Annotated in this window: 19 protein-coding genes; 8 read left to right on the top strand and 11 right to left on the bottom strand. The window is 65.1% G+C overall.

The window, feature by feature from the left end; all coding sequences use genetic code 11:
- The first annotated feature begins 158 nt into the window (after positions 1–158).
- The 8 genes from ASE85_RS14635 (at position 159) to ASE85_RS14670 (ending at position 12,661) form a co-directional block, all read left to right on the top strand.
- A complete protein-coding gene (locus ASE85_RS14635) occupies positions 159–2,960 on the top strand; it encodes a TonB-dependent receptor (RefSeq protein WP_056689747.1) in 2,802 nt (933 codons plus the stop codon).
- Between the two features lie 85 nt (positions 2,961–3,045).
- Positions 3,046–3,375 carry a hypothetical protein gene (locus ASE85_RS14640; RefSeq protein WP_056689750.1) on the top strand — a complete coding sequence of 110 codons (330 nt, stop codon included), beginning with the start codon at positions 3,046–3,048 and terminating at the stop codon, positions 3,373–3,375.
- A 68-nt stretch (positions 3,376–3,443) separates the two neighbouring features.
- On the top strand, positions 3,444–4,712 hold the full coding sequence (locus ASE85_RS14645) for a TolC family protein (protein WP_056689753.1): 1,269 nt from the start codon (positions 3,444–3,446) through the stop codon (positions 4,710–4,712).
- 2 nt (positions 4,713–4,714) lie between these two features.
- The gene (locus ASE85_RS14650) at positions 4,715–5,872 is read left to right on the top strand and encodes an efflux RND transporter periplasmic adaptor subunit (protein WP_056689756.1); all 1,158 of its coding nucleotides are present in this window, start codon (positions 4,715–4,717) and stop codon (positions 5,870–5,872) included.
- 3 nt (positions 5,873–5,875) lie between these two features.
- Entirely contained in the window at positions 5,876–9,097 is a 3,222-nt protein-coding gene (locus ASE85_RS14655) for an efflux RND transporter permease subunit (RefSeq protein ID WP_056689760.1), read from the top strand.
- Between the two features lie 245 nt (positions 9,098–9,342).
- Positions 9,343–10,695, top strand: a complete 1,353-nt coding sequence (locus ASE85_RS14660; protein ID WP_056690212.1) for an LLM class flavin-dependent oxidoreductase — start codon at positions 9,343–9,345, stop codon at positions 10,693–10,695.
- Positions 10,692–12,287 carry an FAD-dependent oxidoreductase gene (locus ASE85_RS14665; protein ID WP_056689763.1) on the top strand — a complete coding sequence of 532 codons (1,596 nt, stop codon included), beginning with the start codon at positions 10,692–10,694 and terminating at the stop codon, positions 12,285–12,287. The genes ASE85_RS14660 and ASE85_RS14665 overlap by 4 nt, the downstream gene beginning before the upstream one ends.
- Positions 12,284–12,661, top strand: coding sequence for a 4Fe-4S dicluster domain-containing protein (locus ASE85_RS14670; RefSeq protein ID WP_056689766.1), 378 nt, complete (start codon positions 12,284–12,286; stop codon positions 12,659–12,661). Before ASE85_RS14665 ends, ASE85_RS14670 begins: the two co-directional genes overlap by 4 nt.
- Positions 12,662–12,697: 36 nt before the next feature.
- Here ASE85_RS14670 and ASE85_RS14675 read toward each other — a convergent pair whose 3' ends face one another.
- The 11 genes from ASE85_RS14675 to ASE85_RS14725 all read right to left on the bottom strand — a co-directional run bounded on the left by ASE85_RS14675 (position 12,698) and on the right by ASE85_RS14725 (position 24,812).
- Positions 12,698–13,357, bottom strand: coding sequence for a peroxiredoxin-like family protein (locus tag ASE85_RS14675; RefSeq protein ID WP_056690215.1), 660 nt, complete (start codon positions 13,355–13,357; stop codon positions 12,698–12,700).
- A gap of 92 nt (positions 13,358–13,449) precedes the next feature.
- Entirely contained in the window at positions 13,450–14,799 is a 1,350-nt protein-coding gene (locus ASE85_RS14680) for an LLM class flavin-dependent oxidoreductase (protein ID WP_056689769.1), read from the bottom strand.
- Between the two features lie 9 nt (positions 14,800–14,808).
- Positions 14,809–15,600 carry a class II aldolase/adducin family protein gene (locus ASE85_RS14685; protein WP_056689773.1) on the bottom strand — a complete coding sequence of 264 codons (792 nt, stop codon included), beginning with the start codon at positions 15,598–15,600 and terminating at the stop codon, positions 14,809–14,811.
- Positions 15,601–15,682: 82 nt separating this feature from the next.
- Positions 15,683–16,648, bottom strand: a complete 966-nt coding sequence (locus tag ASE85_RS14690) for an ABC transporter substrate-binding protein (RefSeq protein ID WP_056689776.1) — start codon at positions 16,646–16,648, stop codon at positions 15,683–15,685.
- Entirely contained in the window at positions 16,623–19,202 is a 2,580-nt protein-coding gene (locus ASE85_RS14695) for a TonB-dependent receptor plug domain-containing protein (RefSeq protein ID WP_056689779.1), read from the bottom strand. Before ASE85_RS14695 ends, ASE85_RS14690 begins: the two co-directional genes overlap by 26 nt.
- Positions 19,203–19,328: 126 nt before the next feature.
- Positions 19,329–20,288, bottom strand: coding sequence for an aliphatic sulfonate ABC transporter substrate-binding protein (locus ASE85_RS14700; protein ID WP_056689782.1), 960 nt, complete (start codon positions 20,286–20,288; stop codon positions 19,329–19,331).
- 3 nt (positions 20,289–20,291) lie between these two features.
- Positions 20,292–21,380, bottom strand: a complete 1,089-nt coding sequence (locus ASE85_RS14705; protein ID WP_056689785.1) for an LLM class flavin-dependent oxidoreductase — start codon at positions 21,378–21,380, stop codon at positions 20,292–20,294.
- 18 nt (positions 21,381–21,398) lie between these two features.
- On the bottom strand, positions 21,399–22,673 hold the full coding sequence (locus ASE85_RS14710; RefSeq protein ID WP_056689789.1) for a rhodanese-like domain-containing protein: 1,275 nt from the start codon (positions 22,671–22,673) through the stop codon (positions 21,399–21,401).
- On the bottom strand, positions 22,670–23,305 hold the full coding sequence (locus tag ASE85_RS14715; protein WP_056689792.1) for a cysteine dioxygenase: 636 nt from the start codon (positions 23,303–23,305) through the stop codon (positions 22,670–22,672). The genes ASE85_RS14710 and ASE85_RS14715 overlap by 4 nt, the downstream gene beginning before the upstream one ends.
- Entirely contained in the window at positions 23,302–24,084 is a 783-nt protein-coding gene (locus tag ASE85_RS14720) for an ABC transporter ATP-binding protein (RefSeq protein WP_056689795.1), read from the bottom strand. The genes ASE85_RS14715 and ASE85_RS14720 overlap by 4 nt, the downstream gene beginning before the upstream one ends.
- Before the next feature lie 2 nt (positions 24,085–24,086).
- Positions 24,087–24,812 carry an ABC transporter permease gene (locus ASE85_RS14725; RefSeq protein ID WP_200928376.1) on the bottom strand — a complete coding sequence of 242 codons (726 nt, stop codon included), beginning with the start codon at positions 24,810–24,812 and terminating at the stop codon, positions 24,087–24,089.
- Positions 24,813–25,152: the final 340 nt, after the last annotated feature.

Here is a 25,152-nt window from a genome sequence, read left to right on the forward strand (position 1 = left end):
CTGTTTCCTAAAAGTCACATGGCCCGAAAAGTCGTTGTTTAAAAAAAGCGCAATATTGACGATATGCGCGATCCCGATGCACGTCTTCACCATCAACTCGAAGCAGTCAGCTCCATAGACTGCGCGGGTCGCCCCCAAGTGAATGAAGGGATCACGATATGACATCGGCTGAATTTTGCCGGCGCCTTCTGGCGTCGACGGTCCTGCTCGGCCTGGCGACGCCGGCCTTTGCCCAGGCCAGCGACGAAACCACAGCCGCCAGCGACGACACGATCGTCGTCACCGGATCGCGCATCGCCCGCCCCGACCTGCAACAGGCATCGCCCATCTCGATCGTCAGCGCGCAGGAACTGAAGCTGAGCGGCAAGGCCAATGTCGAGGCGATCATCAACGACCTGCCGCAACTGATCCCCAGCACGACCGCCGCGTCGAACAATCCGGGCGGCGGCGTATCGACCGCGGACCTGCGCGGCCTGGGTGCGCAACGCACGCTGGTTCTGGTCGATGGCCATCGTTACGTGTCCTATGACTCCAATCAGGTGGTCGACCTCAACACCGTGCCCGCCGGCCTGATCGACCATGTCGAGGTGGTGTCGGGCGGCCGTTCCGCCGTCTATGGGTCCGATGCGATCGCCGGCGTCATCAATTTCGTGATGAAGAAGAATTTCTCCGGCGTCGAAGCGAACGCCAATTATCGCCTGAATGAGGAAGGCGATGGCGGCACGTTCAACACCAACATCCTGCTGGGCCAGAATTTCGCCGACGGGCGCGGCAACATCACCCTCTATGCCGACTATATCAAGCGCAACGGCGTGGACCAGAGCGCGCGCAGCTATACCAGCCAGACCTATACCGACGATGGCGAGGGCAATCTGGTCGCGGGCGGATCCGGCTCGATCCCGGCCACGCGCATGGCGCTGAACAACAGCCAGTATAAGTTCAATCAGGATGGCAGCTATTCGGCCTATAGCGCGGCGACCGATGCCTATAATTACGCCCCGTCCAACTATTTGCAGGTGCCGCAGAAGCGCATCCTGCTGAGCGGTCAGGCGCATTTCGATGTCAGCGATCACCTGACCCTTTATGGAGAGGGGCAGTTCATCAGGAACAAGGTGCGCAACAAGCTGGCGCCCACGCCCTTCACCGGCACGGTCGATATCGACACCGATTCCTCCTTCCTGTCGGCGGACTCGCAGGCGTTGCTCGCCGCCGCAGACACCGATGGCGACGGCTATACCTCCGCCAACATCTATCGTCGCCTGACCGAAGTGGGCGACCGCATCTCGAACGTCGACAACACCGCCTATCGCGCGCTGATCGGCGCCAAGGGCAATATCAGCGGCGAGTGGAACTACGACGCCTATTACAGCTATTCGCGCACCAAACAGGTCGAAACCCAATATGGCAATGTGTCGCGCAGCCGGGTCGAGCAGGCGCTCAAGACGACCTATGATGCGGACGGCAATCTGGTCTGTTCCGACATCAGCAATGGCTGCGTCCCGCTGAACATCTTCGGCGCGGGCAATATCAGCGACGAAGCGGCCGACTTCATTTCCATCACCACCCGCAATGTCAGCTATATCACCGAACAGGTGGCGAATGCGGCCATCACCAACGGCAATCTGTTCGATCTGGGCGCTGGTCCGGCCGGCATCGCGTTCGGCGCGGAATATCGGTCCGAAAAGGGCAGCTACAATCCCGACGAGGCGCTGTCTTCGGGCGACGTGGTCGGCTTCAACGCCGGTCAGGGGTTGGGCGGCAGCTATAATGTGAAGGAGCTGTTCACGGAAATCAGCGTACCGCTGCTCGCCGACCTGCCGCTGGTCCACAAGCTGGATTTCAACGGCGCCTATCGTTTCTCGCATTATTCGACCGCGGCGAAGAATGTCAGCACATTCTCGCTCGGCCTCATCTATGCGCCGATCAAGGATATCACCTTCCGCGGGCAATATAGCCGGGCGGTCCGTGCGCCGTCGGTCTATGAACTCTACTCCGGCCAGTCGCAGGACTTCCCGACCGCGACCGACCCGTGCTCGACCTCCGCCGCCACGACCAGCGCGACCCTGTCGGCGAGTTGCCTGGCCAGCGGCGTGTCGTCCAGCGCGCTGGGCACCGATTTCTACGGCGGCAGCTCGCAGATCGAATCCTTGACCGGCGGCAATCCCGATTTGCGCGAAGAAACATCGAACACCTGGGGCCTGGGCGTCGTCCTGCAACCCGGCTTCGCGCCGCGCCTGTCGCTGACGGTCGATTATTACAACATCAAGATCGACGATTATATCTCGACCGCCGGCACCGCCAACATCATCCGCGCCTGCTATGGTGACGAGGCGAATGGCTGGACGCCCTATGACAGCAGCTATTGCTCGCTCCTGCCGCGCAACGCGACCAGCAGCGAGATCGAGGGGGCGGTGAATCTTCAGTCCAATACCGGCGGCCTCAAGACCTCCGGCGTCGATTTCGAGCTGAATTATAGCGTGCCGCTCAACTTCGGCCTGTTCGGGGCCAAGACCGGCAAGCTGGCCTTCCGCGTCGCGGGCACCCGCCTGATCCGCTACGACCTCAATCCGGTGGCGGCGATCGCGGAGCTGAACCAGAGCTGCGCGGGGAAGTTCGGCGTCAATTGCGGCGATCCCTATTCCAAGCTGCGCCTCAACAACCGCATCACCTGGACCAGCGGGCCGATCACGCTGGGCGTCACCCATCGCTACCTGTCGAGCGTGCGCGACGATGACGATACGACCAGCTATACGGTCGAGAAGATCAAGGCGTACAACCTGTTCGACCTGGCGCTTCAGGTGCAACCGACCGAGCGGTTCGGCTGGTCGATCGGCATGAACAATGTCTTCGACAAGACGCCCCCGGTACTGGGCGACAACCAGCAGCAGGCGAACAGCTATCCATCGACCTATGACGTGTATGGCCGCGCCTTCTTCGTCAATGCGTCGGTGAAGTTCTGATGCCGTACCGGCCGGGCGGCCTTCGCCCGGCCGGCTTGCCCGGTTTTCGATGACAGGCCCCTGCAAATAGTATAGGAGCCGGGCGATGTTTCGCGGGGCCTTCCTGTTCTTCTGCATGATGATCGCGTCGCTGACCACGGCGACGGCGATCCATGCGCGCGAACTCGCCGGGGCGTTCGACATCGAATGTTCCGGCTATGTGCATAGCGATATGGACGAAGATCGCACCCCCGGCGACAGCGATCAGGCCGTGACCCACCATCATGGCAGTTGCCATGGCGCGGCCGCTTTCCTGCCGGCCCGCAGCGCGGCACCCAATATTGTCGCTTTCCTGAACAGCCCTGCCCGACCGCAGGACCGGTCCGCGCTGGGTCGCTGGATTTCCGGCCCCGATTTGCGGCCGCCCATCGCCTGATCCCGTCTCACCGGCCGTGACCGCACCTGCGGATCGCGGCCCGATGCGATTCGATCAGGATAGTTTCCATGCACAAGATCATCGCGGTCCTTTGGGCCGCCACAAGCTGCGTCGCCATGGCGCAGGCGCAGACGGATGTCGTCGCGGCATCCATTCCTGCCGCCGCACCCTTCACCCTTGAACAGGCGCTGGGCGCTGCGGGCGCGAATGCCCCAGCCGCCGACGCCGCACAGGCTGGCGTGGAGGCGGCGCAGGCCGCCCGCACCGTCGCGGGCCTGCGTCCCAACCCCACCATCCAGACAGAACTGGAAAATGTGGGCGGCTCCGGTCCTTATGGCGGTTTTGATCAGGCCGAAACCACGGTCGGGCTGAGCATCCCGATCGAACTGGGCGGCAAGCGGCCGGCGCGCGTGGCGGTGGCCGACGCACAGGCGCGCCGTGCCCGATTGGGCGCGGCTATCGCGCTGGCCGATGTCCGGCTTCAGGTCACATCGCTCTATATCGAGGCGGTGGCGGCGCAGCGGCGCGGCGCCATCGCCGCCGATCAGTTGCGTATTGCGGGCAACGCCTATGACGCCGCCGCGCTGCGGGTCCGGGCCGGGCGCGCCTCCCCGATCGAGGAACAGCGGGCCGATGTCGCCCGCCTGAATGCGCAGGCCAATGCCGACCGGACGCAGCGGCTGGCCATGGCCGCGCGCACCAATCTGGTCCGGCGGATCGGCCAGCCTGTCGACGCGCCGCTGGACGAAGGGTTGCTCGACCGCCTGCCGCCTGCGGTGCAGGGACCGCAGCAGAGGGACGGTCGCGGCACGCTGGCGATGGCGGCGGCCGATGCCGACCTGTCCACCGCCGATGCTGGCGTCCGTCTGGCCCGGTCGCAGCGCGTACCGGACCTGACGGTCGGGCCGGGCGTGCGGCGCCTGTCCGCCACCAACGATGTGGCGGCGGTGTTCAGCGTGTCCATCCCGATCCCGCTGTTCAATGCCGGGCATGCCGGCGTGGCGCAGGCACGGGCGGAACAACGGGTGGCGCAGGCGCAGCGGCGCATGACCGCGCTGGACGTAGAGCAGGCCATCACCGACGCGCAGGCCGAAGCGGACATCACCGCCACGCTCGCCCGCAATGCGCAGGGACCGGCGATGGCCGCCGCGCAGGAGGCCGCGCGGATCGCCCGCATCGGCTATCGCGAGGGAAAGTTCGGGCAACTCGACCTGCTCGATGCCGAACGGACGCTGGCCGACACTCGACTGGCCGCGATCGACGCGCTGGCCGCCCATCATAATGCCCAGGCCCGGTTGGAGCGACTGACCGCTCCCGCGCCGCAGGAGGATAATTGACCATGAAAACGACGATATGTGCGGCGTTGCTGCCGATCCCCCTCGCCCTGATGCTGGCCGCTTGCGGTAGCGGGACGGACGCGGGCAATGCCACCGCAGCCAAGGAAGAAGAACATGGCGAGGAAGGCCATGAGGATGAGGGCAAGATCATCCTGTCCGACGAGCAGATCCGGTCGGCTGCAATCCAGATCGGTCGCCCGACCATCGGCGGGTCCGGCACGCTGGAACTGCCCGCCACGATCGAAAGCGATCCGCAGGCGATGCAGGTCGTGTCCGCCGCGATCGGCGGGCGGATCGTGTCGCTGACCCGCAATCTGGGCGAGACGATCGGGCGCGGCCAGACGCTGGCGGTGATCGAAAGCCGGGAAGCGGCAATGATGAAGGGCGAGGTCGAGGCTTCGCGCGCCCGGCTGGCGCTGGCCAACAGCAATCTGGGCCGCGAACAAAGGCTGTTCGCGCAGCGCGTGTCGCCCGAACAGGATCTGATCGCCGCCCGCACCGTGGCAACTGAAGCGCGCATCGCCTATCAGCAGGCCGCGGGGCAACTGGCGGCGACCGGCGGCGGTGGCGGTGGCCTGAACCGGATCGGCATCGTCGCTCCCGCTTCCGGGCAGGTGATATCGCGCAGCGTGGCGCTGGGCCAGACGGTCGATGCCAATGCCGAACTCTATCGCATCGCCAACCTGTCGACCGTGTCGCTCTCGCTCCAGTTGCAGCCGGCCGATGCCGGGCGCGTGAAGCCGGGCAACAGCGTCACCGTCACAGCAGCCGGACGTCAGGCCGTCGCGCAGGTGCGCTTCGTGTCGCCGGTGCTGGACGAACAGACCCGGCTGGTGCCGGTGATCGCCATCCTCGACAATCGCGCCGCCCAGTGGCGTGCGGGCGAGCCGGTGACGGCGGCGGTGCAGCTATCGGGCGAAGGTGGCGACAAGGCGATCGCCGTGCCCTCCACCGCCGTTCAGACGGTCGAGGGCAAGCCGATGGTCTTCGTGCGAACGCCGGGTGGTTTTCAGGGCGTACCCGTCACGCTGGGCCAGACCAGCGGCGCGATGGTGATCGTGCGGTCGGGACTCAAGGGCAGCGAGCAGATCGCCACCACCAACAGCTTCACGCTCAAGGCCGAACTCGGCAAGGGCGAAGCCACCCATGAGGATCATTGAGCCATGATCGCCGCAACCGTCAACTGGGCGGTCCACAAGCGCTGGCTCGTCCTGCTGCTGACCGCCATCGCCGCTATCATCGGCGGCATCGCCCTGCATCGCCTGCCGATCGACGCGGTGCCGGACATCACCAACAACCAGGTGCAGATCAACGTCCGTGCGCCTGCCCTGTCGCCCGAACTGGTCGAAAAGCAGGTCGCCTATCCGATCGAGACGGCGCTGGCGGGCATAGCCGGCCTCGACCATAGCCGGTCGATCAGCCGCAACGGCTTTGCCCAGATCACCGCCGTCTTCGATGAATCCACCGACATCTATTTCGCCCGCCAGCAGGTGGGCGAGCGGCTGAACGGGGTCGCCGAAAACCTGCCCGCCGGTGTCAGCCCGGAAATGGGGCCGATCGCCACCGGCCTTGGCGAAGTCTATATGTGGACGGTGCGGCTGGAGCATCGCGGCGACGACAAACATCTGCCCGGCGAACCGGGGATGCAGCCCGACGGCAGCTATATCACGCCCGAAGGCGACCGGCTGACCACCGACATCGACAAGGCGACCTATCTGCGCACGGCGCAGGACTGGATCGTCGCGCCGCTGCTGAAGAATACCAAGGGACTGGCCGGGATCGACGCGATCGGCGGATACAGCAAACAATATATGGTCATTCCCGACGTCCAGCGACTCGCCGCGCTGGGGCTGACGCTGACCGACCTTGGCACCGCATTGGAGCGCAACAACACGGCCGTCGGCGGCGGCTTCATCGACCGCAATGGCGAGGGGCTGGCGGTGCGGTCCGACGCGCTGATCCGCAACGCGACCGAATTGTCGCGCATCGTCGTATCGACGCGCGAAGCCGTGCCGATCACGCTGGGGCAGGTCGCGACCGTGAAGACGGGTCAGGCCGTGCGGATGGGATCGGCGTCGGAAAACGGCACCGAAGTCGTGGTCGGCACCGCCGTCATGCGGATCGGCGAGAATAGCCGGACCGTGGCGACCGCCGTGGCCGACCGGCTGAAGAGCATCAACGCCTCCCTGCCGCCAGACGTCATCGTGCAGCCGGTGCTGGATCGCACCGCATTGGTCAACGCGACGATCGGGACGGTGGCGAAGAACCTGACCGAAGGCGCGCTGCTGGTCATCGTCGTGCTGTTCGCGCTGCTCGGCAACTGGCGCGCGGCGCTGATCGCGGCGATGGTGATCCCGGTCACGATGCTGCTCACCGGCTTTGGCATGTTGAAGATCGGCGTGTCGGCCAATCTGATGAGCCTGGGCGCGCTCGACTTCGGCCTGATCGTCGATGGCGCGGTCATCATCGTGGAAAATGCGCTGCGGCGCATGGCGGAGGCGCAGCATCGGCAGGGTCGCCTGCTCACGAAGAACGAGCGGCTGCATATGGTGGCGATGGCGTCGCGGGAGATGATCCGGCCGTCGGTATACGGGCAGGCGATCATCATGCTGGTCTATGTGCCGCTGCTGACGCTGACCGGGGTGGAGGGCAAGAGTTTCGTGCCGATGGCCGCCACGGTCATCATCGCGCTGGCCTTTGCCTTCATCCTGTCGCTGACCGCCGTGCCGGCCGCGATCGCCATCTGGCTGTCCAACCGGGTCGAGGAGAAGGACGGGCGGATCGTCGGCTGGCTCAAGGCCCGCTACGAACCCGGCCTCGATCGGGCGATGCGGCGGCCGGCGGTGACGATCGGCGCGGGCATCGCCGGTTGCGCGGTCGCGGTCGCGGCGTTCCTGTCGCTGGGGCAGGTGTTCCTGCCGCAACTGGACGAGGGCGACCTCTTGATCCAGGCGCTGCGTATCCCGGCGACGTCGGTGCAGCAGAGCCAGGCGATGCAGCAGCCGATCGAACGGATGATCGGCAAGCAGCCGGAGGTGCAGTTCGTCTTTTCCAAGACGGGAACGGCCGAACTGGCGTCCGACCCGATGCCGCCCAACGCCACCGACATGTTCGTGATCCTGAAACCGCGCGATCAATGGCCCGACCCGCGCCTGAGCAAGGCGGATTTGATTGCGCGGCTGGAAGGGAAGCTGGCGCAGTTTCCGGGCAATGCCTATGAAATCACCCAGCCGATCCAGATGCGGTTCAACGAACTGATCGCGGGCGTGCGCGGCGACGTGGCAGTGAAAGTATTCGGCGAGGATTTCGACGCCATGAACCGCACGGCGAACCAGATCGCCGCCGTGCTGCGCAAGACGGAAGGGGCAACCGACGTCAAAGTGGAGCAGACCGCCGGCCTGCCGATGCTGGATATTCGCGTCGATCGCGACGCGATGGCGCGGGTCGGCGTGACGGCGCAGGATGTGCAGGATGTGGTGACCGCGACGATCGGGGGTCGGACGTCGGGCATGATCTTCGAGGGCGACCGGCGTTTCCCGGTGGTCATCCGCCTGTCCGATACGCAGCGGGCCGATTTGCCTGCCCTCGCCCAGATCCAGATGCCGGTGGCGGGCGGCGGTTTCGTGCCGCTGGCCAGCGTCGCGCAGATCCGGGTGATCGACGGCCCGAACCAGATCAGCCGCGAAAATGGCAAGCGCCGCGTCGTGGTGCAGGCCAATGTCCGCGGCCGCGACATCGCCAGCGTGGTCGAGGATGCGCAGGCCGCGATCGCGCAGCAAGTCCGGCTGCCGGCGGGCAGCTATCTGGAATGGGGCGGGCAGTTCGAAAATCTGGCGTCGGCGCGCGATCGGCTGATGCTGGTGGTACCCGCCTGTTTCGTGCTGATCCTGTTGCTGCTGCATGCGGCGCTGGGGTCGGTGCGGGACGCCGCCATCGTCTTTACCGGGGTGCCGATGGCGCTGGTCGGCGGGGTGCTGGCGCTGTTCCTGCGGGGCATGGACTTTTCCATCAGCGCGGCGGTGGGCTTCATCGCCTTGTCCGGCATTGCGGTGTTGAACGGGCTGGTGATGGTATCGTCCATTCAGGATCTGATGCGATCTGGCATGGACCGGATGGAGGCGGCGCGGCTGGGCGCGGTGCAGCGGTTGCGGCCGGTGGTGATGACGGCGCTGGTGGCGAGCCTGGGCTTCGTGCCGATGGCGATCGGCAGCGGCGCGGGCGCGGAAGTGCAGAAGCCGCTGGCCACCGTGGTAATCGGCGGGCTGATCTCGGCGACATTGCTGACCTTGTTCGTGCTGCCGACGCTCTATGCCCGTCATGGCGGGCAGCGGAAGAAGCGAGACAGCGAGTTGGACAGTTGTTTTGCGACATCGGCAAACCCATGAGCAAAACTCGATTGCCTGATTAATCTACCATATTAGTAGATACATAACCGCTGGGGGAAGGACTGCTCCCCCGGCGGACCAGTTCAGCCCTTGTCGTCATGCACAAACACCTGTCCAACTCGCTGTCGCACTGTCCGTCCCAGCGTTGCCATATTGGACAAAATCAGCAGCGCTTGAGCAGCCCTCGTTATTCAGGGCGATGCAGTGCGCCTAGCCTGATCCTCCGATTGAACGAGGACAAGATGATGGCGGAACAGGCGAAGCGGCAATTGCATCTGGGCGCGATACTGGAAGGGGTCGGCGCGGACCATCATAGCTGGCACGACCCGGACCTGCCCGGCGATGCCAGCATCGACATCAACTGGTATATCGACAATGCTCGGCTGGCCGAACAGGCCAGGTTCGACCTCGTCTTCATCGTCGATTCCCCCTACATCACGCCCGATACCGCGCCGCATTTCCTCAACCGGCTGGAACCGCTGACGTTGCTTTCGGCGGTGGCCGCGACGACATCCCGTATCGGCCTCGTCGGCACGCTGACCACTTCCTATTGGGAACCCTATAATGTCGCGCGGCAATTCGGTTCGCTCGACCAGATCAGCCGGGGGCGGGCCGGCTGGAATGTGGTGACGACCGGCCTTGAAGGCGCGGCGCGCAACTATGGGCGGGAAGAGCATTTCGACCATAAGGTCCGCTATGCCCGCGCCCGCGAGTTCGTGGACGTCGTGCAGGGCCTGTGGGACAGTTATGAAGATGACGCCTTCCCGCGCGACCGGGCGACGGGCACTTTTCTGGACAAGGGCAAGCAACATCGGCTGGATCATAAGGGCGCGCATTTTTCGGTCGCCGGGCCGCTGGCGCTCAGCCGGTCGCGGCAGGGGCAACCGGTCATCTTTCAGGCGGGCGACAGCAGCGAAGGCCGCAATCTGGGCGCGGCGATTGCCGAGGGCACCTTTGCCGCCGCGCAGGATTTCGAGACCGGCCGGGCTTATTATGCCGACCTGAAAGCGCGGGCGGCCGCGCTGGGCCGCAATCCCGACCTGATCAAGGTGCTGCCGGGACTGGTGCCGACCATCGCCGAAACCGACGAAGAAGCGCAGGCCATCGCCGCCGCCGCGCAGCACGGGCTGGATATCGGCAAGCTGCTGACGCAGATTGGCCGGGCGTTCAACTATCATGACTTTTCGATCTATGATCTGGATGCCCCCTTCCCCGACCTGTCGGGTGTGACGCTCAACAGCTATAAGGGACAGGCCGAGCGGATCATCCACGTCGCCGCCAACGAAAAACTGACGTTGCGGCAGGCGGCCTATCGTTTCGGCCAGTGGAAGTCGGACTTCGTGGGATCGCCCGAAACCATCGCGGCGGAAATCGAACGCTGGTTCGTCGGCCGCGCCGCCGATGGCTTCATCCTGCGCGTGACCCGGCCGCGCGACTTCGCCCTGTTCCGTGAGCGGGTGGTGCCGATCCTGCAAGCGCGCGGCCTGTTCCGCACCGAGTATGAGGGCGACACGCTGCGCAGCCATCTGGGCCTGCCGGTGCCGGAGAACCGCTATAGCGTGGCAGCACGACAGCCGCAGGCGATCGCCGCCGAATGAGCCAGCGGGACGGGCTGGACCTGACCGCCGATGTCCTCATCATCGGCGGCGGGATGGCGGCATGCTGGGCGGCGACATCCGCCGCGCGAGCCGGCGCACGGGTCGTGCTGGCGGACAAGGGCTATGTCGGCACCAGCGGCGTGACCGCGACGGGCGGTCCCAATCACTGGTGGGTCGCGCCGGACAAACGCGCGCAGGCAGTGGAGGAGCGCCATGCCCGGTCCTTCGACCTGGCCGAGCGCGACTGGATGGCGCGGATCATCGAGGAGACATGGCGCGCGCTGCCGGAACTGACGCCCTATTATCCGTTCGACACGGATGGCCGGGGCGGCACCTTCTATTCAGGCGTGCGCGGGCCGGAATATATGCGGGCGCTGCGCCGCTTTGCGATCGACCGGGGCGTGACGATCCTGGATCATCATCCGGCGCTGGAATTGTTGCAGGACGGCGATGGCGCCATCGTCGGCGCGGCGGGCCATGCCCGGCTGGACGATCGCGACTGGCGCGTGCGCGCGCCGGCGGTGATCCTGGCGACGGGCGGCTGCGCTTTCCGGTCGGGGCTGATCGGCAGTCACGGCAATAGCGGCGACGGTCTGCTGATGGCCGCGGAGGCCGGGGCCGTGCTGTCGGGCATGGAGTTTTCCGCCTCCTACTCGCTGTCTCCTGCGTGGAATTCGACCCGCACCCTGCCCTATTTCGCGGCGCGCTTCTTCGATGCGTCGGGCCATGAACTGGATGTGCCGCCGCCGATGAGCAGCGAGGCGGCGCATCTCAAGGCACTGGCGCGGGCCATGGATGCAGGTCCGGTGCTCGCGGACCTGAGCGATGCGCCGGTGCTGCTGAAACAGTTGTTGCGCCGCATCCAGCCGGCATCGCTGCCGCCGTTCGAGCGGCGCGGCATCGACCTGTTCGAGAACCGCTTCCCCATCCGTCTGTTCGGTGAGGGTACGGTGCGCGGCACCGGCGGGTTGCAAATCGTGGACGAGGATTGTCGCACCAGCGTCGAAGGGCTTTATGCCGTGGGCGATTGCGCGACACGCGAACTGATCGCCGGGGCGACCAGCGGCGGCGGCGCGCAAAATGCCGCCTGGGCGCTGACATCGGGCCGGGTGGCTGGCAGGGCGGCGGCGCTGGCGGCATTGCGGGTGAGCAAAGTCGCGCCCGGCAAGGCCATCGGACAGGCGGGATTGCGCCCGGCTTCGACCGCGCGTGCCATCGACCTTACCCCTGTGGTTCCGGCTGTTCAGGCCTTCACCATCGATTTCGACGGAACGCTGTGGCGCAGCGCGGCCAAGCTGAACAAGGCGCAGGAACGGCTCGACGGCCTGTGGCGAGAGGTGGCCGATCATGGGCATGCCGAGGGGCTGGATCGGGTCGCGCTGCGCGAGCAGGCGGCGATGCTGGCCAGTGCGCGCTGGGTCGGCGCGGCTGCGCTGGCGCGTGACGAAAGCCGGGGGCTGCATATGCGCGAGGACCGGCCGAAGGTCGATCCGGCGCAGGCGCAGCGGCTGCTGACCGGCGGGCTGGCGCGAGTCTGGACGCGCTTCGATCCATCCACGCCCTTAATTCACCCGAAGGAAGTCGCCGCATGATCGCCCATATTTTCGAGGAGCGGTGCGACGGCTGCAATAGCTGCGTCGCCGCCTGCCCTACCCATGTGCTGGATGCGCGAACGGACGGTCCGCCGGTGATCGCCCGGATCGACCAGTGCCAGACCTGCTATATGTGCGAGTTATATTGTGAATCCGACGCTCTCTATGTCGATCCCGACCAGATGGCCCGGCCGACCATCACGCCGCAGGCGATTTTGGAGAGCGGGCAGTTGGGGCGGCTGCGCCATGATTATGGCTGGGATCAGCCCGGTGACGGACATCTGAGCGACTTCTGGCGACTGGGGCCGCTGTTGCGCGAAGGCGCGGAGATTGCCACGCGGCGCTACGCCGCATTCAAGGCTGATCGGGGATAAGCAAAGGGGGCGTTTTGCGGCGCCCCCCTTGTTTTGTCAGATGACGTTGTCGATCTCGCGGAGAATATCGGCCGCTTCGGGCCGGTCCAGCCAGTCCGGGCTGACATGAAGCCATTGAACGATCCGACCCGGCCCCACCAGCAGGACCGCCGGCTGCGGCAATTCCCAGCTATCAGTGCCGGTCACTTCGCCGATCCAGCCCGCCGGTGGCGGCGATGGGCGATGATCGGGCTGGAAGCTGATGTTCAGCAATCGGGCCAGGCCATTGTCCGCATCGGTGGCGACAGGAAACGGCAGGTCATGACGCTGTTTGATATCGCGCAGGCGATCGGGTTGCTGCGGGCTGAGCGCCACCAGCGGGATAGTGCGCGCGACCAGTTCGGGATGCAGCGCCTCCGCATAATATGGCAGGGCGATGTTGCAGGCCGGGCAACCGGCGAAGCGAAAGAAGATGAACAGCGCCGGCCCTTTCGCCGTCAACTGATCCAGCGTCAGCGCTTCGCCATCGACTTCGGTAAAGGATAGCGGCGGCAGGATATCGCCGGGCTGTGCCACCGCTGCCGGATCGAACCGTTCGGTCAACTGGCGACGCTGGCCGGCATTGGCCTCCAACTGCGCGGGGGGCCAGTTGCGGTCGCGTTCCGCCTGTAGTGCGGCAAATCGGTCCTTGAGCGCGTGCGTGAGAAGTGTCGCCATCATGATCTCCTTGGGTCGGGACCATGATGGCAACCGGGGTCGATCATCGCCAATGAGAGTTATCCGCCCAGCGTCGATGAAATTTCATAGATTTACGCCGCGTCGCGCCGATCGGCATTCCGCTGGTGCTGGCTGGGCAGGATCGGCAGGCCCAGATTGCCGCGCAGCGTATCCGCCTCATAGTTCGTGCGGAACAGACCGCGTTCCTGAAGGATAGGCACGACCTCCGCCACGAAACGGCGGAACTGCGCCGGATGGCCGAGATGGACGTTCAGCCCGTCGAGCGCGCGCCCTTCGAACCAGCGCTGAATCTCGTTCGCAACGGTTTCCGCCGATCCCACGAAGGGACTGCCGCGACCGGCCCGCGCCCGCTCGACCGCCTGGCGCAGGGTCAGCCCCTGTTCGACGGCCTGATCCGTGACCTTTTTGGCCTGCGTGTAGAAACTGTTCCTGGCGGCTTCCAGCGCCTGCACCGGGAAGGGCGCGTCGGCATCATATTGGCGGAAATCATGCCAGCCGAACGGGCGGCCAAATTCGGCGAGCGCCTGTTCGAAACTCTGGTCGAGTTCGCGATAGCGGCGCTGGATATCCTGCGCATCCGCGTCCGTATCGCCGACATAGACCGAGAAACCGGGCAGGATGACGATCTCGTCCGGGTTGCGGCCCTGTCTTATGGCGCGGCCCTTGAGGTCGGCATAGAAGGCCTGCCCCTGCTCGATCGTTACGGCGTGGGTGAAGATGGCGTCGGCGATGGTGGCGCCCAGATCGCGCCCCTGATCGCTGTCGCCCGCCTGGAAGATGACCGGTTCGCCCTGTGGCGACCGCTGGAGATTGAGGGGGCCGGCCACCTGAAAGAATTCGCCCTGATGATCCAGCCGGTGCAGCTTGTCGGCGTCAAGGAACTGACCCGTTCTCCGGTCGCGGACCAGCGCGCCTTCCTCCCAACTGGACCAGAGGCCGCGCGCCACATCGAGAAATTCGACCGCGCGGCGGTAGCGCGTGTCATAGTCGAAATGCTCTGGCTGGCTGAAATTGCCGGCCGTGCCGGCATCTCCGCTGGTCACGACGTTCCAGCCGGCGCGGCCCTTGCTGATGAGATCGAGCGAGGCGAAACGCCGGGCGAGGTTGAACGGGTCGTTATAGGAGGTGGTGAGCGTACCGACGAGGCCGATATGCTTCGTCGCCACCGCCAGCGCCGACAGGAGGGTGAGCGGTTCCAGCCGGTTGAGATAATGGGGCGGGGAGTTGGCGGTGATGAATTGGCTGTCGACGATGAAGACGAGGTCGAACTTCGCCGCCTCCGCTTGACGCACGACATCTATATACCAGTCGATATTGACGCTGGCATCGAGGGGGATGTCGGTATCGAGCCAGCGATTGCTGTCGCCGGGGCCGCCGACGCCGGTCGGGACGAGGCCGAGTTTGAGTTGGCGTTTGGTCATGACCCGTCCTTATGCGTCGAAACCGGGGGACTGGCGGTCCGCCTTGCGCAATGCGGCTTCCCAGACGAGGTCATAGTGCGACTTGGCGCCCTCGACCGGCTTGCGTTCGCGGCTGATCTGGCGGCGCACTTCCTCCTGCGCTTCTTCCGGGGCGATCAGTACGCGATCGCGGCCGATGGAGAGCGTCCGTACCTGCGCCTTGCAGGCTTCCTCTAGATGATAGATGCCGCTGAACGCTTCGCCCGGCGTCGATCCCAGCGCCAGCGTGCCATGGTTGCGCAGCAGCATGACCTTCGTATCGCCAAGATCGGCGACGATCCGCTCCTGCTCGTCCAGATTGAGCGCCACGCCTTCATAATCATGATAGGACAGGCGCGGGATCAGCGCGAGTGCGCGCTGGTTGAGCGGCAGCAGCCCTTCGGCATGAGCGGACACCGCCATGCCGTCGGCGCTGTGGAAATGGGCGATATAATGGGCGTCGTCGCGCGCAGCGTGGATCGCCGAATGGATCACATAGCCCGCATAGTTGATGCCATAGTCGCTCTCCCCGATGACGTTGCCGTCGAGGTCGACCTTCACCAGACTGGACGCGGTGATCTCATCGAACATCAGGCCGAAGGGGTTGATGAGGAAATGATGATCCGGTCCCGGCACGCGGGCGGAGATATGGGTGTAGATAAAATCGTCCCAGCCATAAAGGGCGGACAGGCGGTAGAAGGCGGCGAGATCGACGCGGACCTTCCATTCCGCTTCGCTGATGCCAGGATTGCGGAAACGATCGTCTTTCAGGACTGTAGCCATGGGGATGCTCCTTTGCGGGCAAATCTAGGCAGGCGGCAGGCCGCCGCCCAATGAGAATGTCTGATGGATGGGCGAGCGACGCTCATGCCGGGAATAGGCTGGCATCGACGATCTTTGCGACATCGACATGGACAGGCAATTCGCCGTCGGCGTGGAAGCGGTCGACTACGCGCTGGAGCGGGCTTATGACGGCGGCATCCGGGGCGATCAGGACGGGATTCTGGCGATCCACGATCAGTTTGGCCAGCTTCGGGTCCACGCCTGTCGCCTTGGCGAAGACGCCGGCATAGATATCGGCATGCGCCTGCGCCCATTGGCTGGCGGTGCGGAAACGGGCAAGCACATCCTTGAGCGCGGCACGTTTGCCCGGATCGTCCAGCGCGGCCTGCGATGCGGCGATCAGGGTGAGGCCGGTGTTGATCCCCTGCCCGTCGCGCAGCACGCGCGCGCCGCGATCCTCCGCCGCGATCTGATAGGTGCCGAAGGTCGCCCATGCCTCGATCCGTCCGACGGCAAAGGCGGCGGCGGCATCGTTGGGCAGCATGAAGCCGATATCCACCGCCTTGCGATCGACCTTCGCCTCCTTGAGCGCTTCGAGCAGGAGATAGTGCGAGATGCTGCCCCGCGCGCTCGATACGATGACGCGATGGCCGGCAAGGCCGGCGACGTTGCGGATCGGCGATCCGGGCGGCACGATGATGGCGATGTCGCGGGTGGAGGAGAGCGAACCGGCGATCACCTTGAGCGGGGCGCCGGCTGCGGCTGCCAGAACGACCGGGAGGTCGCCCGCCGGCGCGGTATCGACCGCCCCGGCGTTCAGCGCCTCCAGCAAGGGCGCGGCGCCGACGAAATTGGCCCATTCCATGTCATAGGCAAGGTTCTTGAGCGCGCCCACCGCCTCCGCCTTCGACTGGAGGAGGTGGACCTGGTCGCCCAGGACCAGCTTCGTGCGGCCGCCCTTCCCGGCCCCGCCGCAAGCGGCAAGGCCGAGCGCGGCCACGCCAGTCAGAAACGTGCGCCGATCAGAAAGCAAGAGCGATCCGTCCATAATAATAGCCACCCGCTGGGTTGAAGGGCGACGGGCCATAATAGCCCTGCCCCGTCTGGGGATTGCCCGGCCCGTTGGTTTCGGGGCGGACGTCGAACAGGTTGGTGGCGCCGACCGACAAGGTGGCGAAGTCCGTCACCTTTGCGCTGATGCTGGCGTCGGTGATGATCTTCGCGCCGAAATAGCGGTCGTCGCCCGCCGCGGTGCGCTGGGTATATTTGCCGTAGCGGGTGTTGGTGATGCTGAGGCCGAAGATGCCCCGCGACCAGTTCAGCGTGCTGACCAGCTTGGTATGCGGCTGAAGCACTTCCAGTTCGCCGATCTTGTCGCCGCCGAAGAAGACTGAGCCGGCCCCCAGCAGCGACGTGCCATTGGCCGCGAACAGTTGCGCCGGCGTGGCGACAACGTCCGTCACCTTTGTCTTGCTGTAGTTGAAGGCGAAGGTGAGGCCCAGCTTGCCGAAATCGCCAAGGCCGGTCGAATAGTCGGCGACGAGGTCGAAGCCTTTCGTTTCGGTATCGGCGGCGTTGATGAAATATTCCGCCTGCTCGATGTCGGACAGGCCGTTGGCGGCGAGGATGGCGGAAATGCCGGTGCCGAACAGGCGGCCGGTCCGTTCGACCCGATCCTTGATCTTGATATAATAGCCGTCGAGCGTGATCGACAGCGACGGCAAGGGCGTGAAGACGACGCCCAGGCCGGCGTTCCATGTCTTTTCAGCCTTGAGCGGCTTGGCGCCCAACAACTGGCCGACTGCGCTGTCCGCCGTCACCAGCTTGGCGACGGTCGGGCGCAGTTCGGTCTGGCCGGTTTCGGCGTTGAAGAAAGAGGAGGTGCGGCCGTCCGTCTGGGCATAGCCGATCTGCGTCAGGGAAGGCGCGCGGAAGCCGGTGCCCACCGTCCCGCGAATGGCGAGCGCGGGGCTGACTTCATAGCGGCTGTTGAGTTTCAGGCCGATTGGGCTGCCCGATCCGTCGCTATAATGTTCGGCGCGGATGGCCGCCCCGATATACCAGGCGTCGGTGGGATAGATGCCAAGGTCGATATAGCCGGCATAGACTTTGCGGCTGATGTCGGCCTCATCGGCGGGCGACAGGACGATGGCCCCCTGCACCACCGGGGAGGCGACGCGGCCGACATTCCAGTCATATTGCTGGTCGCCCGGCTGGAAGGTGTAGGTCGCCGGTTCATAGGCCAGCGGATCGCCAGCGAAGGTGCGGAAGCGGTCGAGGCGATATTCGCCGCCGATCGACACCTGCAGCGGCTTGGCGAAACCGATGTCGAATTCGCGATGGAGGTCGACATTATGGGTCCATTGGCGGAACTCGAAATTGGCCAGATTGGGCCAATAGGTCGGGCTGTCCGGGCCGAGCGACGGGCGGACAGACAGTTTGGAAAACTGGCGACTGGCGTTGCGGCCGAAAGACGACGAGACGTCATAATCCCAGCCGACCAGCGTCCCTTTAAGTCCGCCGACGAACTGGAAATCCGTCTCGTCGATGTTGTTGAGCGGATAATAGCCGTCCGGGAACAGCGCGGTGAAATTGGCGGTGCTGTTGGGACGGCGGAAATTATTGCCGATCTGGGCGTCGCGCTCCCCATAGGTGCCGAAGCTGTAGAGGGTGGCACTGTCCGTCACCGGCAACTGGGCGTTGTAGCCCAGGTTGAACGCCTTGATCTGCGGGTCGCCATTATGCGCGCCGTCGCGGTTCCAGGCGGCGTTGCGGGCATTGGCGTCGGCGATGTTCGCCAGCACCTGATCGCGGGTCAGGCCGCTGCTGGCGACCACCTGATCGATGGTGCGACCGGCGGGAAGGCCGTAGATATTGGTGTCGGTCGCGGCCAGGTTCCACCATGCGCCGCCACGCTTGCGGATGTCGCCGCTGACGGTGAGGAAGCCGCCATCGTCGCCGATCTTCGTGCCGTAGCGGAACGTGCCCTTCCAGCTATCGGGCTTGCCATTGGCTGAATAGAGCGTGCCATAGGTGAAATCGCCGCTCAGCCCTTCCTTTTGCGCGAGCTGGATGTTGATGACGCCGGCGATGGCATCGGTGCCATATTGGGCGGCGGCACTGTCTTTCAGCACTTCGATACGGTCGATGCCGCTGGTCGGGATCAGATCGATATCGACCGGGTTTGCGCCCGATGTGTCGGTGGTCGAGTTGTTGAGGAAGGCGCCGTTATGGCGACGCTTTCCGTTGACCAGCACCAGCGTGTAGGCCGGGGCCAAACCGCGATTGGTGACCGGGCGGCCGACCGAGAAGACACCGGCATGGGTCGATCCGAAATTGAGCGACGGCAGCAGCTTGGACAGCGCCTCGCCAAATTCGGCCGCGCCGGTCGCCTGTAGCTTGTCGGCACTCACGACGTCGATCGGGGCCGGGCTTTCGGCGATGGTGCGCGGCGCGCCACGGACGCCGGTGACGATGATGGTCCCGGCGTCCGCTGCTGCGGCATCGTCGGGCGTCGTGACGATCTGCGCCGATGCCGGTGAGACAACGAGTGCGACAGCCGAAAGCGCCGTGGATGTCAGGTAACGGGTAACGATATTCATGGATATTCCCCCAACAGATTTGCTGTCCGTTTATTTTCTACAAATTTAGTTGGGAAATGATTTTCAATCAATATCCATGACTTTAACTCAACTTTAGATGATCTTTTCCTATTCAAACTTATTGTTTCAACGAACTTGCGCAAAACTTGAATCGAAGGCTTGCGCGACGTCCCGCTTGCCATCGGTCAGGCCTGCTTCCCGGAAACGGGCCGTGATGGCCTGTTCATGCGCGATGATCTTCGCGTCGATCGGTTGCGACACGCGATTGTTGCGGTCGAAGCTGGCGCGGGCGATGTCGAGCGGCAGGCCCGTCTCCTTCGCCAGCACCTGTGCGAAAGCGTCAGGATGCGCGCGTGCCCAGGCGACGGCCTTCGCTTCGCGTTTCAGGAAATCGGCCAGCAGGGCGCGTTTCGGGCCGATGCTGTCGGCATAAGCGATGTCGATATAGAGCGGCAGGCCAAAATTCTTCGCATCGACGATGGCGCGCGCGCCTTCCTTGATCGCAACATTGGTATAGGGCGTCCAGATCGCCCAGGCGTCGATCGCGCCGCTGTCGAACGCAGCCTTGGCATCGCCCGGCGGCAGGAAGGTGACGCGCACCTTGTCGGCCGGAATATGGGCGCGCTCCAGCGCCTGAAGCAGCAGATGATGGCCGATCGAGCCGCGCGTGGTGGCAACCGACTTGCCGACCAGATCCTGCGCGTTTTTGAGCGGCGATCCGTTCTTGACGAGGATGGCGAGCGCTTCCCCGGCCTGCTGGGCGGGCGCCTGCACGCCGATCGCCTTGACCGGACTGCCGCTCTGATAGGCGAAGATGAAGGGGGCGTCGGCGGCAAGGCCAAGGTCAGCCGCGCCGCCGCCGACCGCTTCCAGCAAAGGCTGGGCCGACGGAAATTCCGACCATTCGACCGTATAGGGCGCGCCGTTCAGCACGCCCGACGCGATCATCATGGACTTCACCTGCCCCTTCTGGTTGGCGACCCGCAAGACCTTGTCATCGCCGCCCTTAAAGGTCGCGGCGGCGAGCGCAAGGCCCGCCACCGCGACAAGGGACGCCGACAGGATGGCGACGTTTTTCCTGGACATGGATCAGCCCGCCAGTGCGAGGCCGGATGCCGCGCGCTGTGCGACCTTGCGGCGCACCACCGGCAGCAATTCGCGGCCATAGAGGATGGAATCGCCCAGCGGATCGAAACCCCGGATCAGGAAATGGTCGATGCCGATGTCGTAGTAATCGAGCATGGCGTCGGCCACCTGTTCGGGCGTGCCGACCAGGCCAGTGCTGTTGCCCGCAGCACCGGTCAGGGCGGCGACGCCGGTCCACAGGCGGGTGTCGCGGCGGTTGGCGCTGGCGGTTTCCAGCAGGCGCAGCGCGCCGACATTGGGCGGGCGGTGGCCGCTGATCGGCAGGCCCGCGGCGGTCCGGTTTTCGCGCACCTGTTCCTCGATTTCCGCCGCGCGCTTCCAAGCGGCTTCTTCCGTATCGCCGATCACCGGGCGCAGGGAGAGCGAGAAGCCGGGATTGCGGCCGTAGCGGGCCGCCGACTTGCGCACCGCGCGCACCGTGTCCTGCACCGCTTCCAATGTTTCGCCCCACAGCGCATAGACATCGGCATGGCGGCCGGCGACGTCGATCGCTTCTTCCGACGATCCGCCGAAGAAGACCGGCAGATTGTCGGGCTTGATCGCGCTATAGGCCTGGCGAATGTCGTAATATTTGCCCTGATGGTCGAAGGGTGTGGCGGCCGTCCATTCCTGCCGCAGGATCGACAGATATTCGTCGGTGCGGGCGTAGCGTTCCGCCTTCACCGTTTTGGTGTCGCCGTCGCGCGCCATTTCCTCGTCCGCGCCGCCGGTGATGATGTGTACGGCTACCCGGCCACCCGACAACTGGTCGAGCGTGGCGAGTTGCCGCGCCGCCACGGTCGGCTGGGTGAAGCCGGGGCGGTGCGCAACGAGGAAGCCCAGCTTTGTGGTGATTGCGGCGGCATGGGCCGCGACGATCTGGCTTTCCGGGCTGTTGGAGCCGAAGGGGATCAGGACGCGGTCGAAGCCGCCCTTTTCCTGAGCCTTCGCCGCTGCGTTGACATAGTCGGTGTCCAGGACGCGGCTGCGCACCGCCGCCTCCGTTTCCGACCCGTTGTTGAAACCGATATAGCCGATGAACTTGACGCTCATGATGCGTCCTCCCGATGATTAGATGACGTAGAAGCCGTGGGTGCCGTCGCGCTCCAACTGGGCGACGAGGCCATATTCCCAGTCGAGATAGGCCTGCATGGCGGCGGCCTTGTTGTCCGTGCCTTCATAGGGGCGCTTGTAGCGACCTTCCGGTCCGCGCGGGGACGGTGCGCCGTCCGGTCCGGTTTCCAGCGTGACGGCCGACCAGTCGATGTCGAGGATGGATACGTCCCAGCCGATCTGCGCCAGCCAGGAGGCGGTCATGGCCGCGCGGACGCCGGTGGGATCGGTCACGACGATCCGGGCGCCGCGCACCGGGGCGTTATGATCGGTTTCCTGCACCAGTTGCCCGCCCTGCGCATTGCGGAAGCCGGGCAGATGGCCGCTTTCATATTCACGCGGCTGGCGCACGTCGTAGAGATAGAGGGTGCGGGCGGTGTCGGCCCTGAACGCTTCCAGTTCCGCCCAGCCGATCCGCTTCACCCCGGCGCGATAGGCGACGTCGCGGGCATGGATGTCGGCTTCAGCGATAGCGGCGTCATCCACTTCCGGCGCGGCGCGGGTCTGGCCGGTTTCCAGATCCTGCCCGGCCAGCGTCCAGCCGATGGTGCCGTTGCGCAGCGCGAACACCTTGTTCGGCACACCGGCATTGACCAGCGACTGCGCGCCGATGATCGAGCGGGTACGGCCGGCGCAATTGACGATGATGGTGGTGTCAGGATCGGGCGCGATGGTGCGGGCACGCAGCGCCAGTTCCGCGCCGGGGACACTGGTGCCGGTCGGGATGCTCATCGTACTATATTCCTCGTAGCGACGGGCATCGACTATGCGGATATCAGCCTTTTCACGGATAAGCGCCTGCACTTCCTCGGCCGCAAGGCTGGGTGTATGGCGGCGATGTTCGACCAGTTCGCCGAATGCCTTGGAGTAGCTGTTGACGTCCTCGAACAGTTCATAGCCCGCGTCGCGCCATGCCGACAGGCCACCCTCCAGTTCGCGAACATCGGTATAGCCGAGCCCTTCCAGACGCACGGCCGCCTTGCGCGCCAGCCCTTCCCCATTGTCATAGACGATGATCGGGGTCGCGAGGCGCGGGATGCGCCAGTGCGCCTCCTCCTCAATGCGGCGCAGCGGGATCTGCGCGGCGAAGAGCGGATGCCCTTGCGCGAACTCATGTTCCTCGCGCACGTCGATGATGGCGATTTCGCTGCCCACCAGCAAGGCGTGGCGGATATCCAGCGGGGTGGCGGCCAGGGTGCGTTCGCTGATGCGGTCGAGAGTGTCGGTGGTCATGATGTTTTCGATCTGTCCCAGAGGTTGGGGATCACGCGGTTGGCGTAACCCGAAATGAAAGTCTTGGGCGTGCCATCGAGGGCGTAGGTGGCGCGCTCGACCGCGCCGATATTGGCGCCATAGACATGGATGCTGATGGAGGGCCGGTCGGACAGGCCATTGGTGACGCGATGGATATCGCCGATGCGCGGGGAGACGGCATCGACCTCTCCTTCGTGCAGCAGTTCCTCGCCCTCATCGACCAGCGCGCCGGTCGGCAGGCGGCGGAAGCGCTCCACCCTTTCCACCCCGCGCAGCACCCCGACCAGACCCCAGACGCTATGGTCGTGGATCGGCGTGGACTGGCCCGGTCCCCAGACGAAGCTGACGACGCTGAACCGTTCCCGACTGTCGCAGTGGAGCAGATATTGCTGGTAGCGGTCGGGATCGGGCTGGGCGAATTCTTGCGGAAGCCAGTCGTCGGTGGCGATCAGGCGGCCGAGCAGGGCACGTCCGCTTTCCAGTATCGCCTGTTCTTCGCGGGTGGCGGCCAGCAAGTCGGCAAAGGCGGTGACGAAACCGCGCAGGCGCCCAATGCCCAACCCGTTGTTGGGCGCCGTCACCGGGCGATCGAGGGCGGCCAGCGCGCTCATTCGGCGGCGACCGCGAAAGGCACGACATCTTCGCCATGGTCGTCACCGCCCAAATGCGACAGCAGCTTTTCACGCAGGCGAGCCGCGAAGCTGGCGCGCTCTCCGCGTGGGGCGGTGATGCGTTCTTCCGCGACGATGCGGCCCTTGTCGAGCACCAGCACCCGGTCGGCGAGGGCGATCGCTTCCTCGACATCATGGGTGACGATCAGCACGGCAGGCTTGTGCGCGCGCCAGAGCGAGAGGACGAGGTCGTGCATGCGATAGCGGGTCAGCGCGTCGAGGGCGGCGAACGGCTCGTCCAGCAGCAGCAGCTTGGGTTCGCGCACCAGCGCGCGAGCCAGCGCCACGCGCTGGGCTTCGCCGCCCGACAGGGTCAACGGCCAGGCGTCGAGGCGATGGCCAAGGCCGACTTCCTTGAGCGCGGCTTCGGCGCGGTCGCGGCCGTTATCCCCCTTCAGGCCCAGCGAGACATTTTTCCAGACCGGTTTCCATGGGAGAAGGCGGGCGTCCTGAAACACCACGGCGCGGGAGTCGGGGACTTCCACATCCTGACCGCGCACTTCATCAAGGCCGGCCAAGGTGCGCAGCAGCGTGGTCTTGCCGGAACCGGAGCGACCCAGCAGGGCGATGAATTCGCCGGGCGCGATGTCGAGGTCCAGACCGTCGATGATGGTGTTGGCGCCGAAGCGCCGGGTAAAATCGCGCAGGCGAACGACGGGTTCGGGATGGGGCTGGTGGACGGCACTGTCCAGCGCCGAGAAACCGAGGCGAGCGTCCATGCTTATTGCTCCACTATGCTGGGGCGCCAGATGAGGGCGCGGGCTTCGATGGCACGGACCAGCCAGTCGGCGCCGAGGCCGAGAATGGCGTAGACCATGAGGCAGACGACGATGATGTCGGTCCGCATGAAATCGCGGGCATTGTTGATGAGATAGCCAAGGCCGGCCGAGGCGTTGATCTGTTCCGCCACGACCAGCACCAGGATCGACACCGACAGGGCGTAGCGCAGACCGACCAGCAGTTGCGGCAGGGCCGAGGGGAGGACCACATGCCAGACCTGCTCCCAGCGGCTGAGGCCGAAGCTCCTGGCCGCGTCGAGCAGGCGCAGGTCGACGCTGCGGATGCCGCTGTAGAGATTGAGATAGACCGGGAAGATGGTGCCGAAGGCGATCAGTGCGACCTTGGGCGTTTCGCCGATGCCGAACCAGACGATGAAGAGCGGGGTCAGCGCCAGCGCGGGAATGGTGCGCTTGATCTGCATGAGTGGATCGACCGCCAGCTCGCCCGACCGGGACAGGCCGGCGATGAGGCCGAGCGCCAGGCCGAGGCTGACGCCGATGAACAGGCCAGCGGCGACGCGGGCGAAGGACACCAGCAGATTGGATGGCAGTTCGCCGGAAATCACCATTTCGAGCAAGGTGCCGATCACGGCCGAGGGCGCCGCCAGCGTTCGCTCAGGGATCAGGCCCGTTTGCGAGCCGGCCTCCCAAAGCAGCAGCAGCAGCAGCGGCGACAGCCAGCGCCCGCCGAAGCGCGAGAGGGAGAAAGGCCGGCGCGTCGATGCCGACTGGCCCCGTGCGGCCCGTGATGTGTCATTGATCGTCAAAACCGCCATGTCCGGCCCTTTATTGAACTGCAAACAAGCCCAACATGAATTGTCTACCGTTTCAATTAAGTTTTTCTTGGCCGACCTATCAGCATTGATCATAGGTGGCATTTCATCGCCCTGGCAGGGCGCGTTGACGCGGGAATTGGCGGTTTTCCGAACATCTTTCGTCTTGGCCAAGTTTTTCCTCGGCCTTTTAAATCTCTACTATTTTGATTGATATATAAGCATCGGCGATACG

It is taken from the genome of Sphingobium sp. Leaf26 (assembly GCF_001421665.1).
Taxonomy (GTDB): domain Bacteria; phylum Pseudomonadota; class Alphaproteobacteria; order Sphingomonadales; family Sphingomonadaceae; genus Sphingobium.

What these genes read in the sequence shown, in the direction of transcription:
- ASE85_RS14635 (WP_056689747.1), top strand. Translation starts at nt 159, where the DNA reads ATGACATCGGCTGAATTTTGCCGGCGCCTTCTGGCGTCGACGGTCCTG.
- ASE85_RS14640 (WP_056689750.1), top strand. Translation starts at nt 3,046, where the DNA reads ATGTTTCGCGGGGCCTTCCTGTTCTTCTGCATGATGATCGCGTCGCTG.
- ASE85_RS14645 (WP_056689753.1), top strand. Translation starts at nt 3,444, where the DNA reads ATGCACAAGATCATCGCGGTCCTTTGGGCCGCCACAAGCTGCGTCGCC.
- ASE85_RS14650 (WP_056689756.1), top strand. Translation starts at nt 4,715, where the DNA reads ATGAAAACGACGATATGTGCGGCGTTGCTGCCGATCCCCCTCGCCCTG.
- ASE85_RS14655 (WP_056689760.1), top strand. Translation starts at nt 5,876, where the DNA reads ATGATCGCCGCAACCGTCAACTGGGCGGTCCACAAGCGCTGGCTCGTC.
- ASE85_RS14660 (WP_056690212.1), top strand. Translation starts at nt 9,343, where the DNA reads ATGGCGGAACAGGCGAAGCGGCAATTGCATCTGGGCGCGATACTGGAA.
- ASE85_RS14665 (WP_056689763.1), top strand. Translation starts at nt 10,692, where the DNA reads ATGAGCCAGCGGGACGGGCTGGACCTGACCGCCGATGTCCTCATCATC.
- ASE85_RS14670 (WP_056689766.1), top strand. Translation starts at nt 12,284, where the DNA reads ATGATCGCCCATATTTTCGAGGAGCGGTGCGACGGCTGCAATAGCTGC.
- ASE85_RS14675 (WP_056690215.1), bottom strand. Translation starts at nt 13,357, where the DNA reads ATGGCGACACTTCTCACGCACGCGCTCAAGGACCGATTTGCCGCACTA.
- ASE85_RS14680 (WP_056689769.1), bottom strand. Translation starts at nt 14,799, where the DNA reads ATGACCAAACGCCAACTCAAACTCGGCCTCGTCCCGACCGGCGTCGGC.
- ASE85_RS14685 (WP_056689773.1), bottom strand. Translation starts at nt 15,600, where the DNA reads ATGGCTACAGTCCTGAAAGACGATCGTTTCCGCAATCCTGGCATCAGC.
- ASE85_RS14690 (WP_056689776.1), bottom strand. Translation starts at nt 16,648, where the DNA reads ATGGACGGATCGCTCTTGCTTTCTGATCGGCGCACGTTTCTGACTGGC.
- ASE85_RS14695 (WP_056689779.1), bottom strand. Translation starts at nt 19,202, where the DNA reads ATGAATATCGTTACCCGTTACCTGACATCCACGGCGCTTTCGGCTGTC.
- ASE85_RS14700 (WP_056689782.1), bottom strand. Translation starts at nt 20,288, where the DNA reads ATGTCCAGGAAAAACGTCGCCATCCTGTCGGCGTCCCTTGTCGCGGTG.
- ASE85_RS14705 (WP_056689785.1), bottom strand. Translation starts at nt 21,380, where the DNA reads ATGAGCGTCAAGTTCATCGGCTATATCGGTTTCAACAACGGGTCGGAA.
- ASE85_RS14710 (WP_056689789.1), bottom strand. Translation starts at nt 22,673, where the DNA reads ATGACCACCGACACTCTCGACCGCATCAGCGAACGCACCCTGGCCGCC.
- ASE85_RS14715 (WP_056689792.1), bottom strand. Translation starts at nt 23,305, where the DNA reads ATGAGCGCGCTGGCCGCCCTCGATCGCCCGGTGACGGCGCCCAACAAC.
- ASE85_RS14720 (WP_056689795.1), bottom strand. Translation starts at nt 24,084, where the DNA reads ATGGACGCTCGCCTCGGTTTCTCGGCGCTGGACAGTGCCGTCCACCAG.